General features: G+C 69.3%; 12 protein-coding genes. 4 read left to right on the forward strand and 8 right to left on the reverse strand.

The features are described from left to right. Positions 1-13 precede the first annotated feature (13 nt). The 5 genes from ACYR7D_RS06705 to ACYR7D_RS06725 form a co-directional block, all read right to left on the reverse strand. Positions 14-844, reverse strand: a complete 831-nt coding sequence (locus ACYR7D_RS06705; protein WP_459548754.1) for an ESX secretion-associated protein EspG — start codon at positions 842-844, stop codon at positions 14-16. Continuing rightward, on the reverse strand, positions 841-2,001 hold the full coding sequence (locus ACYR7D_RS06710; RefSeq protein ID WP_459548755.1) for a PPE domain-containing protein: 1,161 nt from the start codon (positions 1,999-2,001) through the stop codon (positions 841-843). The genes ACYR7D_RS06705 and ACYR7D_RS06710 overlap by 4 nt, the downstream gene beginning before the upstream one ends. A gap of 108 nt (positions 2,002-2,109) precedes the next feature. After that, positions 2,110-2,442 carry a PE family protein gene (locus tag ACYR7D_RS06715; RefSeq protein WP_459548756.1) on the reverse strand — a complete coding sequence of 111 codons (333 nt, stop codon included), beginning with the start codon at positions 2,440-2,442 and terminating at the stop codon, positions 2,110-2,112. 176 nt (positions 2,443-2,618) lie between these two features. Continuing rightward, positions 2,619-2,969 (reverse strand): metallopeptidase family protein, encoded by a 351-nt coding sequence (locus ACYR7D_RS06720; protein WP_459548757.1) that lies wholly within the window; start codon positions 2,967-2,969, stop codon positions 2,619-2,621. 12 nt (positions 2,970-2,981) lie between these two features. Further along, entirely contained in the window at positions 2,982-4,235 is a 1,254-nt protein-coding gene (locus ACYR7D_RS06725; RefSeq protein ID WP_459548758.1) for a septum formation family protein, read from the reverse strand. A gap of 145 nt (positions 4,236-4,380) precedes the next feature. Here ACYR7D_RS06725 and serS point away from each other — a divergent pair, with 145 nt between their 5' ends. The 4 genes from serS (at position 4,381) to ACYR7D_RS06745 (ending at position 10,168) form a co-directional block, all read left to right on the forward strand. Next, the gene (gene serS / locus ACYR7D_RS06730; protein ID WP_459548759.1) at positions 4,381-5,643 is read left to right on the forward strand and encodes a serine--tRNA ligase; all 1,263 of its coding nucleotides are present in this window, start codon (positions 4,381-4,383) and stop codon (positions 5,641-5,643) included. A gap of 158 nt (positions 5,644-5,801) precedes the next feature. Beyond that, positions 5,802-7,583, forward strand: a complete 1,782-nt coding sequence (locus tag ACYR7D_RS06735; RefSeq protein ID WP_459548760.1) for a putative bifunctional diguanylate cyclase/phosphodiesterase — start codon at positions 5,802-5,804, stop codon at positions 7,581-7,583. A 140-nt stretch (positions 7,584-7,723) separates the two neighbouring features. After that, a complete protein-coding gene (locus ACYR7D_RS06740) occupies positions 7,724-9,097 on the forward strand; it encodes an MFS transporter (protein WP_459548761.1) in 1,374 nt (457 codons plus the stop codon). A gap of 99 nt (positions 9,098-9,196) precedes the next feature. Further along, positions 9,197-10,168 (forward strand): DMT family transporter, encoded by a 972-nt coding sequence (locus tag ACYR7D_RS06745; protein ID WP_459548762.1) that lies wholly within the window; start codon positions 9,197-9,199, stop codon positions 10,166-10,168. 77 nt (positions 10,169-10,245) lie between these two features. Here the strand turns inward: ACYR7D_RS06745 and ACYR7D_RS06750 are convergent, their stop codons facing one another. The 3 genes from ACYR7D_RS06750 to ACYR7D_RS06760 all read right to left on the reverse strand — a co-directional run bounded on the left by ACYR7D_RS06750 (position 10,246) and on the right by ACYR7D_RS06760 (position 14,547). Further along, the gene (locus ACYR7D_RS06750; protein ID WP_459548763.1) at positions 10,246-12,534 is read right to left on the reverse strand and encodes a heavy metal translocating P-type ATPase; all 2,289 of its coding nucleotides are present in this window, start codon (positions 12,532-12,534) and stop codon (positions 10,246-10,248) included. A 23-nt stretch (positions 12,535-12,557) separates the two neighbouring features. Continuing rightward, positions 12,558-13,460, reverse strand: a complete 903-nt coding sequence (locus ACYR7D_RS06755) for a hypothetical protein (RefSeq protein ID WP_459548764.1) — start codon at positions 13,458-13,460, stop codon at positions 12,558-12,560. Between the two features lie 346 nt (positions 13,461-13,806). Next, positions 13,807-14,547, reverse strand: coding sequence for a lysophospholipid acyltransferase family protein (locus ACYR7D_RS06760; RefSeq protein ID WP_459548765.1), 741 nt, complete (start codon positions 14,545-14,547; stop codon positions 13,807-13,809). Between the last annotated feature and the right edge of the window lie 7 nt (positions 14,548-14,554).

Consider the following 14,554-nt stretch of genomic DNA (forward strand, 5'->3'; position numbering starts at 1 on the left):
TCCGCGCCCCCTCTCAGGCGAGGCGTGGATTACGCGGGAATTCGGAACGCATGGGCAGCGAATTGATCAGATCCTGCAACGCTGTCCGTAGCCGGGCATTGGTGCCGCTGCTCAGCGAAGACCATTTGGTGCCGTCGTCCGCCACGCTGGCGGTGGCGATGAACCGGCCTGCTCGTGTATTGAACACGGCGATATGGTTCTCCGCGATATCTCGGCTGGCATCGTTGTAGACCACGCCGACGATTTCCGCATGTGATTCGCAGTGCGCCATGGCCGAGGCGATGACCTGGGCGTCCCGGGCGGGATTACCGACCTCGGCGAGCCGGGCCGTCGTGGCGGCCGGGTCCGCGGCGTCGTCGAAGATCGGCACCAACTGTTCGGTCGGCGCGTTCATCCCGGTGAGTTCCAGGGCCTCGGCAGGGCCGAGCGCCGCGATGATCGGCCCGGGCAGATCATCGGTGGCCTCGTCGATCACATAGGAATCCGGCCCGCGCAGGGCCACGGTGACCAGTTCGTCGCCCTTCGCCAGGCACATCCGGCTGACCTGACCCGCCACTATCAGCCGGAGCGCCACCACCCAGTGCGGCCGGTACAGACCGCGCAGGCGGTCCTCCAGTTCGGGGTGGACCTGCTCGCCGTCCAGCAGGTCCCGCTCCGTGAGTGACCGAGCGGCCACCTCCATCGCCGCGTCGTGATCGACCTGATTGTCGTAGCGACCCATCGCGTTCAGTACGACGGGTACCTCGTCGATTTCCAGCTTCTCCAGGAGAAACTGCATTTCGTCGAGCGACAACACCACCGCCGCGAGCATGGAGGGCCCGCGGCCCGCGCCCAGCACCGTCACTTGCCTGCCCGTGGCGGTTCGCCGCCGATCACGCCGTCGGCCAGGTAACGGCCGTCGGTGAAGTGGTCGCCGCGCAGATAGTCGGTCGCGTCGTGTTCCTGATCGTCCTCGCCGTTCGCGCCCCGCGAGTTACCCATCAGCGGAGTGGACGAGGTACCGCTTCCGACCGGACGTACCGGCGCGGTCTCGCCGCGGCTCATCGCGACGGTTTCGGAGGCGGGTGCCGCCGCGGCGGGGGGCGCACCCCAGCCCTCGGGAACCTTGAGGCCGCCGTTGCTCAGCCCCGGTGCCGCCGTACCGGGCGCACCGCCGACGCGAGCCGCCGCGGCGGTTGTCGCCGCGATCGCCCCGGTTACCGCCGCGGGTGCCAGCGGAGCCACGGAAGCCGGCGCGGACGAGGTGGCGGCCGCGGCGAGCGCGTTGGCGCCCAGATTGCCGACGGTGGTGACACCGGTGCTCGCTACCGTGCCGGCGACATTGGCCGCCTGGGTCGCGGCGCTGGCGATGCCCGGGTTCTGTGCGAGCGCGGTCCCGGCCGCGGCCAGCATCTTCACCGGATCGCCGTTCGCTTCCTTCATGGCCTCTTCGGCCGAGGACGGATCCACCTGTCCGGCGCCGTTGGCGATCGGCGGCGGGTTGAAGAACTCACCCGGGGTGAGCACAGTGGCCGTGATGGCTGCCTCGTAGGTCTCCATGGTGAGTGCGGCCCGCAGGTCCAAGGCCGCCTTCGCGGCCTCCGCCGCCTCGGAGGTGCCGTTCAGTACACCGCCCGTGGAATGGGCCGCCACCCGCGCCGCGTTCACCGCCGCGATCTCCGGCAGGCTCGGCATCGCGATGGACGCCACCGTGTAGGCGGTGGCCTGGGACGCGGCCTTGGTGCCGAGGGTCGCGGCCATGGTGCTCTGCTGTTCGGCCCAGCCGGTGAAACCGACGAGCCGCGCCAGCGCCCCGATACCGTTGATGCTCTGCATACCCACCCCGAGCTCTGCCATGATCCGGACCGCGGTAGCGGTGGCATCCACCCACGCGCCGGTGAGCACGCCCCAGGAGGTGGCCGCCGCGGACATCGGGATGGCGTGCGAACCCGCGTTCAGCGCAATCGAATTCCCCTCGGCGAGTCTGGGCAGCCAGAACACCCCGGTGATACCTGCGGTCATGCTTGTTTCTCCCCTTGTGAACTAACTATCTGTGGTGGATCGGCGGTCGGACCGGGGCGGCGTGTTCATCGTGCGCCGGCGCCCGACCGCTCTTCCCGGTGCCATGCGCTAGACGGCGATCGAACCGAACGGTGCGCCGGTGAGCGTGAGCACACCCGCCGAGGCCACGTCCTGGGCCAGGTACTGGGCGAGCTGGGTGCGCAGGATCGCGGCGGTGTGGTGCAGTTCGAGAACGGCCTGGGCCAGCGAGGTCTGGTGGGTGGCGGCGGCCTTGTTCATATGCATCGCGCCGTGCAACGAGGCCTCGTCGGCGCCCGAAGGCGCGACATAGGTGGTGGGTACGGTGGCGGCGGCCACCCCGGCCAGCCGGTCGGCCAGCAGATCCAGCTCGACGGCGGCGGCGAGAATGAGTTCTGGTGTGACGCCGACGTTGCCAATCATGTCCTCGACTCCTTCTTCCGGCGGCTCTTGGGCGGAACCACGAGAATTCCCCCTGCGAGTAGATTGGACGCGATACCCCGCGCGAGCGGTTCCATCGAATCCGAACTTCTTTTCGGCTCGGTCCGGCTACGCGCCCGTGCATCCCCTGCCGGCGCGTTGCGTGGACCAGGCCAAGCTTAACCCCATCCCAACTGATGGAGCCGCTCTTCGTCAATCCCGAAATAGTGCGCTATTTCGTGGATCACGGTGATCCGCACTTCCTCCACGACCTGGTCCTCGTCCTCGCACACCTCCAACAGGGCATCGCGGTAGACGGTGATGGTGTCGGGAAGTGAGCCGCCGTAGTGACTGTCGCGTTCGGTCAGCGCTATGCCGTGGTACAGCCCCAGCAGATGGGGCTCGTCGGGGTTGCGTGGTTCGATCAGCACGACCACGTTGTCGATGGCCCGGGTCAGCTCCGGCGGGATGAGGTCCAGCGCGTCACCGACCAACTCCTCGAATCTGGCCTCGGACATGGAAACCGGCATCGCCGAGCCCGATTACCGTGGCGCGGGACGCGGTTCCGGCTGCGGGGGCAGCGGCGCCGCGCCGGGCAGCGGGGCAGGGGTGGAGCGGCCCGAGTTCGGCGGCGGCACCGGCTCCTGGCCGTTGATCAGCAGCCGGCCACGGGCGGGACCCACGAGTGGTGCGAAACCTTCCTGGTCGGCGCCTTTTCCGACCATGCAGTTGAGTTTCCGGCTACCGGCCAGCCAGCTGCGCGCGTCGATGTAGTCGAAGAACACCGTGAGGGTCTTGTCCCGCAGGACATGCGGGCCGCCGAGGTACTCGTTGGTGGTGCGGCCGCATTCCTCCTCCAGGAACTGGTCCTGATCGTCCTTCGCGGGAGGACCACCGGGGAACCGGGCGGACAGGTCCACGGTGGAGGCGATTTCGACCGCGTGCTCCTGAGAGCAGTCGATCGGATCGGTCGGCAGATTCTGACTGATTCCCAGGCAGACGCCGGCGTCGTAGACCTTGGACTGATCGCCCTCGGCCACCCGGCCGGTCTTGGGCATCGGATTACCGCTGAGCCCGGGAATCTGGAGCCCGCAGCGCAGAATGCGGTCGTTGGAGTTGGTCCAGCCGTCGTTACTGGGGTACATCAGCCCGACCGCGTACTTGCCGCGTGGATCGAACCGTCCGTTCAGATACCGCTGGGTGGCGGGTACACAGTGCTCCTCGCGGAGTTCGGTGAGCCGCAGCGAATCGGGCCAGGGGGCGTTCGGCCCGAACTCCGACCCCGGGTATTCGCTCAGATCGACCGTATCGGTGACCTCGAACAGATGCTCCTCGGCGCAGTCGAGCTCCACCAGATCGGAATGATCGGGCGCGGTCCAGGTGAGGCAGTCGCCGGTGGCCACGGAGGCGAAAACCTTGTCCGCCCCGGCCACCGCGCCGGCCGGGCTGCGCGCCTGCAGATTCGAGTCGTTCTCGAAACCGCTGAGCGCCATGGTGAGCAACGCCGCCACGATCGCGCCCGCGGCCACCGCGAGCAGTGCCCACCGCAGGGTCGGCGCCGTGACGCGCTCGGGGACGGCCTTACCGAGGCGGGCGGCCCGGCCCTCGCCCGGGCCGGGACCGCGGCGTTTGCCGGGCCGGGCGGCCGGACCGTGTGCCGCCGACGATGCCGGACCGGCGGACCGTGCGCGCGGGGAATCGGTCCGGCGACCGCGGCCCAGGCGGGCGGTACGCGAGCGCAACGTCTGGCCGCCACGGGAGCCGGGCCGGTTGGTGTGCTCATTTTGGGTGGACATCGCGATCCATCATGGCAGCGCGGTACCCGAATATGCCACGAACCCGGTCGATCGGTATGGCGTGCCGGTGGAAAAGGGCTGCCGAGGCAGGGTGCGGTGATACTCGGTTGAGCGCGAGAATCCGCGACCATTACGCTGATCAGCCATGATCGACCTCCGACTCCTGCGCGATGATCCCGAGCTGGTCCGCGCTTCGCAGCGAGCCCGGGGCGAGGACCCGGCACTCGTCGACGCGCTGCTCACCGCGGACAGTGCGCGCCGGTCCGCGATCGCGACCGCGGACAAGTTGCGGGCCGAGCACAAGGCCATGGGCAAGCAGGTCGGCAAGGCGAGCAAAGAGGAGCGGCCCGCTCTGCTGGCGCAGGCGCAGGAGATGTCGGTCCGGGTCAAGGAGGCCGAGGCCGCCCAGCACGCCGCCGAGGCGGAATTGCAGGAGGCGCACCGGTCCATCTCGAATATCGTGCAGGAGGGCGCGCCGGCGGGGGGCGAGGACGATTTCGTCCTGCTGGAGACCGTCGGTACCGTGCCCGAATTCGATTTCACCCCGCGTGACCACCTGGAGCTCGGTGAAGCGCTGGGCCTGATCGATATGGAACGCGGAGCCAAGGTATCGGGCTCGCGGTTCTACTTCCTCACCGGTTACGGAGCGCTGCTGCAACTGGGCCTGCTGCAGCTGGCGGCCCAGCGGGCGACGGCCAACGGTTTCACCATGATGATTCCGCCGGTTCTGGTTCGGCCCGAGATCATGGCCGGTACGGGATTCCTCGGGCAGCATTCGGCCGAGGTGTACCACCTGGAGGAGGACGATCTGTACCTGGTCGGTACCTCGGAGGTGCCGCTGGCGGGCTACCACGCCGACGAGATCCTGGATCTGGAGGCCGGGCCCAAACGGTACGCGGGCTGGTCGTCGTGTTTCCGGCGAGAGGCCGGCAGCTACGGCAAGGACACCCGCGGCATCATCCGGGTGCATCAGTTCGACAAGGTCGAGATGTTCGTCTACTGCCGCCCGGAAGACGCCGACGCCGAACATCGACGCCTGCTGGCCTGGGAGCGCGATATGCTCGCCGCCCTCGACGTCCCCTACCGGATCATCGATGTGGCCGCGGGCGATCTGGGCAGCTCGGCGGCTCGCAAATTCGACTGCGAGGCGTGGGTACCCAGCCAGGGTACTTACCGGGAACTCACCTCGACCTCCAACTGCACCACCTTCCAGGCCCGCCGGCTATCGGTTCGTTATCGCGACGAGAACGGTAAACCGCAGATCGCGGCGACTCTCAACGGAACGCTGGCGACCACCCGGTGGCTGGTCGCGCTGTTGGAGAACCATCAGCAGGCCGACGGCTCGGTCCGGGTTCCCGCCGCCCTGGTGCCCTTCGTCGGTACCGAAGTGCTCCGTCCCGTGAGCTGATACGAGGTCGGCCTCGCCCGAATCGGGTCTCGATCCCCAGGTTGGGTCGGCGGTGAGCGACCGCGTTGTTTAGGCTGTTCACCGTGCGAGGAAGCGGGTCTCGCGGCGATACCCGAACGCGGGTACGGGCCGCGTCTGGTGTGGCCACGGCCAGGGTCATGTCCCGGACCACCGGGGCCTTCTACGTCATGGGCGGTGTGCTGGGCCTGCTGGTGACCGCTATCGCACCCACCCGGGTGCTGCACCCGGGCGACGAGGGCAACCGGTTGCTGGTCGGTTCGGCCGCCGCGGTGGCCCTGTTACTGGGGATAAGCCTGCTCGGCTGGGGCCCCCGGATGCCGCATTGGCTCCACCACGGGTATGTCGCTACGGCGACCCTCCTGGTGACCGTCGCCGTCCATTCCTTCCCCAATACCGTCGCGGCGATCACCCTGGCCTCGTTCTACGTCTTCATCGCCTGCGATGCCGCGTTGTTCTTCGCGTGGACGCAGGCCGCCGCCCATATCGCCCTGTGTATGGCGTTGTGCCTGTGGGTGCTGCCCAGCCGGGCCGGGTTGCCGTGGTGGTCCGGGCTCATTCCCGCCGGAATCACCTTCGGGGTGGGCGTGGTGGTCGGCATCCTCACCCGGATGGCATCGGAGGCCGATATCGACACCCTCACCGGACTGTTGAACCGGCGGGGTTTCGACCGGGCTCTCAATACCGCCATCGAACAGGCCGACCGTTCCGGCCAGGCACTCGCGCTGGTGCTGGTGGATCTGGACCGTTTCCAGAAGGTCAACGATCATCTCGGCCATCGGGCCGGGGACGCGGTACTGCAGAAGGTCGCCGATACCTGGGCCGGGCTGCTCGGTCCGGGGCAGCGTCTGGCCCGCTACGGCGGAGATGTGTTCGCGGCGTTGCTGCCGGGGACCACCGAACAGGCCGCCATCCTGCTCACCGAGCAATTGCGGGCGGCGGTGAGTACCGGCTGTTCGGCGGGCGTCACCTCCTGGCAGCCGGGTGAATCGGCGTCGCTGCTGGTCAGCCGGGCCGATGTGGGTCTGTACCGGGCCAAACAGGCCGGTCGCAACCGGACGGTGCTGGAATCGGGTCATCGCACCCCGCTGGCGGTGGAACTGCGGGAAGCCATCGACAACGGCAGTTTGGACGTGCACTATCAGCCGATCGTCAGCCTCGGCGACGGTGGTGACAAGGCGGTCGGCGTGGAGGCGCTGGTGCGCTGGTCCTCCAGCGCACAGCCCGACGTCACCACCGAGGGGTTGATCCGGGTCGCCGAGGAATACGACCTCATCGCCGATCTGGACGAATTGGTGTTGCGCCGGGCCTGCGCCGACGCGGCCAAGCTGCAGGAGACCTTCGCGGCTCTGGAGCTGACGCTGAATGTGAACGTCAGTGGACTGGAGCTGGCCGAAGCGGGATACGCGGACAAGGTCGCGGGGATTCTGGAGAGTACGGGCTGGCCGGCGGAGCAGCTGGTGCTCGAGGTGACCGAAACCGAACTCGCGGCCGAGTCGGATACCGCCATCGCGAATCTGCACACCCTGCGTGACCGTGGTGTACGGATCGCCATCGACGATTTCGGTACCGGTTACTCCTCGCTCAGCCGGCTGGCCACCCTGCCCAGCGACATCATCAAGGTCGACCAGTCCTTCGTGGCCGCCATTCGTTCCGATTCGCCGGCCCCGCCGTTGCTCGGGGTGATAGCTGCGCTGAGTAAATCGCTGGATCTGCAGGTCATCGCCGAGGGGGTGGAAACCGAGCACCAGGCCGCCGTGCTCACCGAACTCGGTTTCGCGCTGGCCCAGGGCTATCACTACAGCGATTCGCACTCGGTGGCCGACCTCATCAACGATATGAACCGGGGGCGGCTCGGCTCCTCCGGTACCCGGGCGCTGGGTGACGCTTCGGCCGACGAGAACGGCTGGGTTCCCCTTTGAGGTGCGCGGATCCGGGACGGCATATCCCGTAACGGGAAAAAACCTTGACCCGGCCCGCCCGGCGGCGGATGCTGAGCGCTGTGCGATTGGTTCTCTACCACCGTTGAGTTGAGCGAACGGGTACCGGCCGGGAGGTGGGAATGCGCGCGCTCGCCCTGCGCGCGATACTTTTCGCCGCCACCGGTGACCTGATTCCGTACTACGCGCTGTACGCGTTGTTCTTCGCCGATCACGGCTTCGGGCCGGGGCAGATTTCGCTTCTGCTCGCGCTCTGGTCGATCACGGCGTTCGTCTGTGAGGTGCCCTCGGGCGCGTGGGCCGATACCGTATCGCGCCGCGGTCTGCTGATCCTGAACGGTGTGCTGATGGGCGCCGGTTTCGTGGCCTGGACCGCCGCCCCCTCCTACGCCGGCTTCGCTCTCGGTTTCGTGCTGTGGGGTGTGGCGAGTTCGCTGCGCTCGGGGACGTTCGAGGCCTTGCTCTACGACGAGCTCGCCGCCCGGGGGGAGGCGCGCGCCTACGCCCGCATCCTGGGTTACACCCGGTCGGCGAGCGAACTCAGCGCGGTGATCGCCATAGTGGCCGCGACTCCGCTGTACGTCTGGGGTGGATACGAGCTCGTCGGCTGGGTCAGCGTCGGGTGCGCGGCCCTGCACGCCGTGCTGGCCTGGAGCCTGCCCGCGGCACCCAGATCGGTTTCGGCCGCCGCGGTCGCCGATCTGGAGGACGATCCCGGAGGACCGGCCACATCCACTGTCGTCGCGCCCCGGCCGCGGCCGCCGGAGGTCGGGACGCCGGTCGAACCGGGAAAGCGGGACGATACCGGATCCGGTGCGTTCCGCGGGTATCTGCGGATGCTGCGCATCGGGGTCGCCGAGGCGGTCCGGGTCCGGGTGGTCCGGCGCGGCGTGGTGCTCGGTGCGCTGCTGTACGGCATCACGGCGTTCGACGAATACTTCGGGCTGGTGGCCGGGGAAGCGGGAGCTGCCACCTCGGTCGTACCCGTGCTGGTGGGGGTGACCGTGCTCGGCTCGCTACTCGGCGCCCTGCTGGCCGGACGTACGGAGACGGTCTCGGCGCGCACCATGGCCCGTGCCCTGGGTGTGGCCGGTTTCCTGTTCGGTGTGGGCGTGGTGGTCGCCGGTCTCGCCGCGCGCTGGCCGGGCGCGGTGTACGTGGCGACCGGGCTGGGATTCACCGCGATCGCCGTGTCCTACGGCATCGTCTACAACGCCGGGATAGTCGCCGAGGCGCGATTGCAGGACGCCATCACCGGGCCTGCCCGGGCCACTGTGATGTCGGTGGTGGGCGTCGGGGAGGAACTGGTCTCGCTGGCGGTTTTCGGGTTCGTCGCCCTGGTGACGCTGTGGCTCTCGATATCCTCGACCGTCGCACTGCTGGGTTTCGGCATTGTCGCCCTGGCCCTGTGCACGCCGTCCTGGCTTCCGCCGCGGCCGGGTCCGGACCCGCCCGAGCCGGAACGCGACGACCAGCGGGCGGCCGAGAGCGCGTAACCGTTCCGGCCGGAGCGGCGAGCTCGTGGCGTCCTGCCCGTATCGCTGCGCGGCCCGGCCGAAAGGGCGGACAGCGGCAGGGTCGGTAGGGTCCCGATCATGGTGTTGCGGCGGTGGGGCCTGTGCTTCGGACTGATGATCGGAGCCGGGGTCGCCGTGCAGGGGCGGATCAACGGGGAGCTGGGTGCGCGCCTGCAGGACGGTGTCGCCGCGGCGGTGGTCAGTTTCGGCAGCGGGTTCCTGCTGCTGCTCATCGCGGTGCTGCTGAGTTCCCGGCTGCGCGACGGCCTGCGGGATGTCCGCGCGGCGCTGGCGGTGGGCACCCTGCGCCGCCGGCAACTGCTGGGCGGGCTGTGCGGGGCGCTGTTCGTGGCGAGTCAATCGCTGACCGTGGCGACTCTCGGGGTCACCGCGTTCACGGTTGCCGTGGTAGCCGGCCAGCTGCTGAGCAGTCTGCTCGTGGACCGGCTCGGGATCGGCCCCGGCGGCCGCAGCCCGATCACCGCCGCCCGGACCGGAGGCGCGCTCCTGGCGGTGGTGGCGGTATTGCTGGCGGGGTCCGGGGGAGCGGCGCCGGACGCGGCGAATACGTCGAGTTGGCTCACCGGTGCCGCCGCGTCGGCGCTGGTGGTGCTACCGGCCCTGGCCGGTATCGGACTGGCCTGGCAGCAGGCATGGAACGGCAGGATCGGTGCGGTCGGTACCCCGTTCGCCGCTACGGTGATCAACTTCGCGGTCGGCCTGGTGGGGTTGGTGATCGTGGAGGCGCTGGTGCTGGCGCGGGTCGGCCCGCCCGCCGAGTTCCCGCGCGAACCCTGGCTCTACCTCGGTGGCGCGATCGGGGTCTTGTTCATCGCGGCGGGGGTATTGGTGGTCCGTTGGGTGGGTGTGCTGCTGATGGGGCTGAGCACGGTGGCGGGCCAGTTGGCGGCCTCGCTGCTCCTGGACCGGCTGCTGCCCACCGGTGCGGAGCTCTCCGTGGTCAAGGTGGTGGGGTGTGTGCTCACACTGGCCGCGGTGGTGATCGCGGCACGATCGACACCGGTGGGACGCCGGGCGGCCCAGAAGTAGCCCCGCGGGTCCGGGTGCTCGCGAATCCGGGCGCCGGATCGGTGGGATCCGGCGCCCGGAAGGTGCGGAGCGACCCCTCAGCGCGTGGGTTCGAAACCACGGAGTCGCAGACTGTTGCCCACCACGAAAACCGAGGAGAACGCCATGGCGGCACCGGCCAGCATCGGGTTGAGCAGACCGGCCATGGCCAGTGGGATCATCGCCACGTTGTAGCCGAAGGCCCAGAACAGGTTGCCCTTGATGGTGCCCAGGGTGCGCCGGGCGAGGCGGATGGCATCGGGTGCGGCGGTGAGATCGCCCCGGACCAGGGTGAGGTCGGCGGCCTCGATGGCGATATCGGTACCGGTGCCGATGGCCAGGCCCAGATCGGCCCGTGCCAGGGCGGCGGCATCGTTGACGCCGTCACCGACCATGGCCACAGTCGCGCCCTCGCGTTGTAGCCGTTCGATCACCGCGACCTTGTCCTGCGGGAGCACCTCGGCGATCACCTCGTCGATCCCCACCTGCCGGGCGATCGCGGTTGCCGCGGCGGTGTTGTCGCCGGTGAGCATGATCGGAGTGAGGCCGAGGTCGCGCAGCCGCGCAACGGCTTCGGCGGAGGTCGGCTTCACGGTGTCCGCGACCACCAGGACACCGCGTACCCGGCCGTCCCAGCCGACCGCCACCGCTGTCCGGCCCTCGGCTTCCGCGGCGCGCATCGCCGCGAGCAGCTCGGGATCCGGGTGCAGTGCGTAGTCGGCGAGCAGCCCCGTCCGGCCGACGATCACGGCGTGCCCGTCGACGATGCCTTCCACCCCGAGGCCGGCGTGGTTGCGGAAACTTTCGACCGGCAGCAGTGCGCCGAGGCGCTCCCGCGCCCCCGCGGCGACGGCCGCGGCGATCGGATGTTCCGAGGAGTCCTCCAGGGAGCCGGCCAGCCGCAGCACCTCCTCGGCGGTCTCGCCGGGCGCGGTGACCACGTCGAGCAGCGCCATCTTGCCGGTGGTCACGGTGCCGGTCTTGTCCAGCACCACGGTGTCCACCTGCCGGGTCGATTCCAATACCTCGGGGCCCTTGATGAGGATTCCGAGCTGGGCGCCGCGGCCCGTACCGACCATCAGCGCCGTCGGGGTCGCCAGGCCGAGCGCACACGGGCAGGCGATGATCAGCACCGCCACCGCGGCCGTGAACGCCGCGGCCACCGAACCTCCGGTGCCGAGCCAGAAACCGAGGGTGGCCACCGCGAGGGCGATCACGATCGGTACGAAAACTCCGGAGATCCGGTCGGCCAGCCGCTGAACCCGGGCCTTACCCGTTTGCGCGTCTTCCACCAGCTGGGCCATCCGGGCGAGCTGGGTGTCGCCGCCCACTCGGGTGGCGCGGACGGTGAGCCGGCCACCCACATTGACGGTGGCGCCGGTGACCGTATCGTCCGGTCCCACCTCCACCGGTACCGATTCGCCGGTCAGCATGGAGACGTCCACCGCCGACACACCGTCGAGTACGACGCCGTCGGTGGCGATCTTCTCACCGGGCCGCACCACGAAACGGTCACCGACGGCGAGCTGCTCGACCGGTATCCGCTGCTCGGTCCAGTCGTCCCCGCCGCCGGTCCGGCGCAGTACCGACACCTCCTTCGCACCGAGTTCGAGAAGCGCGCGCAACGCCGCCCCCGCGCGGCGCTTGGAACGCGCCTCGAAATACCGGCCGGCCAGGATGAAGGTGGTCACCCCGGCCGCGGCTTCGAGGTAGATGCTGCCGGTGCCGTCCATCCGGGCGATGGTGAACTCGAACGGGTGGGTCATCCCCGGGGTTCCGGCCGTACCCCAGAAGAGCGCGTACAGCGACCAGCCGAACGCGGCGAGCGTGCCGAGTGAGACCAATGTGTCCATGGTGGCCGTGGCGTGCCGCAGATTCGTCCACGCGGCCCGGTGGAAGGGCAGCGCCCCCCACACCACGACCGGGGCTGCCAGTGTGAGCGACAGCCACTGCCAATTGGTGAACTGCAGCGCCGGGATCATCGCCATGGCGATCACCGGCACGGTCAGCACCAGCGAGATCAGCAGCCGGGTGCGCAGCGCCGCGGCGGGGTCCGGCGGTTCGGCCTCCTCCGGTTCCGCGGCGGGCGGTTGCGGTAGCACGGCGGTGTACCCGGTCTGTTCGACCACGGTCACCAGGTCGGCCGGGGTGAGCGTGGCGGGATAGTGGACCCGCGCCTTCTCGGTCGCGTAGTTGACCGTCGCGGTGACGCCGTCCAGCCGGTTGAGTTTCCTCTCGATGCGGTTCGCGCAGGAAGCGCAGGTCATCCCGCCGATCACCAGTTCGACCTGTTCGGTCTGTGCCGGGGTCTCGGTCTGCGCGGTATCGCGCGGTGTCCGGGTGGTCATGGTTTCGCTCCGTCGGCTGGTTCTCAGTGGCCGTGTTCGGTGGACTCGGTGGGGGTTTGCGCGGGTGCGGCGATCGCGCGCACCGGCACGGTGAATTCGGCCCGGTGCACCGCCCCGTCGTGCCGGAATTCGAAGAACAGCCGGTAGTCGCCGCTGCCGGGTGCGGTCACCGCGAAGGCGACGCCCGGCCCGGCCGGGGTGGTTCCGTCGCCGGGGTGGCCGGCCGGGTGGACGTGTAGATAGCCGAGGTCGGCGGCACGCAGGGCCACGAGATGACCGTACGCCCCCAGATACGGCTGCAGATCGGTGACCGGCTCGCCCGCGCGGGAAACGGTGAACGTGAGCTCGTCCGAGCGGCCGAGTGTGCCGTTCAGTTCTACGGTGTAGGCGCCTGCGCGCGCTGTGGTGGCGGGTTCGGGCAGCGGCTTCGGGGCGTACCGGCCGGCCACCCGCAGGTCGGTACCGAGGGTATAGGGCTGTCCGTCGGCGGTGACGAAGTCGGCGAAGACCCGGTAGTCGCCGGCGCGCTCGAGGCCGGCCGGTGTGCTCCAGGTGCCGTCCGCGCCGAGCGTGGGATGCAGATGCTGGTAGGCGGCGGTATCGCGGCGCACCAGTATCAGGTGCAGGTCTTTTTCGTGGCTGGTCGTGTACCGCGTCACCGCCTGTCCCGCGGCGTCCTCGATGCGGAAGCGCAGGGTGGCGTCGGGGGCGGCGGTGGTGATCGGTTCGGCCAGAGCCAGCCGGTAGCCACCCGCGGTCTCGGTGAGGCCGGTCGGCTCCGTTTTCCGCTCGGGTTCGCCGGCCGCGGTGTCGGGTGGTGCGGGCTCGCCGTCGGAGGTGCCGACCAGCGCCCCTACGCCGAGGGCGACTCCGAACAGCGCGACGAGTCCCAGTGCGAACCCGGCGAACTTCGTCGACGTACTCATTCGATGCTCCATTCCATCGAGTCGCGGCGGTATCCGCACCGCCACTCTCGGTAGTTACCATACCCCCCTAGGGTAAGCTGTCAACAGCGCTGGTGGATATGGGTAGATGGCTATACATCGACTGCCTCGCGGCACGGAACGGTCACCCCCGGCGCACACCTTTGCCGGGGATCTCGGCCGCCCGCCGTGGCGATCTCGTCGGCTACACCCGCGCCGTCGTCCCGAGCCGGCCGACCCCCGCCGCTCGGTCGTGACCGCGGCCGTATCGGACTCCGGCACGCGAAGTGGTGAGACCACACCGGTGGGCCGTCCGGGCGGGTTACCGCCGGACCGGGACGGCCGTCGATCAGGGCCGCCGCATCCGCCGGCGCGCGTATTCCTCGGCTTCCAGGACCGCCGCCTGCTCCGGGGTGGGAGCGGAGCCGCCCAGCCGGGCCGGTACCCAGGGCCGGCCCGCGGGCATCGGGTACCCCTCCTGGGCCGCGGTCAGCAGTCCGGCCATCCGCTCGCGCAGCGCGGCGGTCACCTCCTCCGCCGAACCCGTGGTGACCAGCGGCTCGCCGATCCGGATATGCACCGGGAAGTTGTGGCGGCCCAACTGTTTCGGAAATCCCTTGGTCCAGATGCGGTGGGCTCCCCAAATGGTCATCGCAACGATCGGAACACCCGCTTCCAGCGCCATCCGGGCCGCTCCCGATTTGAATTCCTTCAATTCGAAGCTGCGGCTGATGGTGGCCTCCGGATAGACGACGACCAGTTCACCCGCCCGCAGCGCCGCCACCGCCCGGCCGAACGATTCCGCGCCCGATGCCCGATCGACACCGATGGCCCGGCAGTGTCTCATCAAGAAACCGACGATGCCGTGTTCGAGTTCGGCCTTCATCATGTATCGCACGTTCCGGCCGGATCGGCGACCCACCACCCCGACCTCCATGAAATCCAGATACGAGGTGTGGTTCACGGCGAGAACGGCGCCACCGGTGCGCGGGACATACTCCTGACCGCGGATATCCAACCGCACACCCTGGACGAAGAGCACCGCGCGCACCAGCCCGGACAGTATGTCGAAAACCGGTTCCCGCGCCATCGCGACT

It is taken from the genome of Nocardia sp. X0981 (assembly GCF_977089955.1).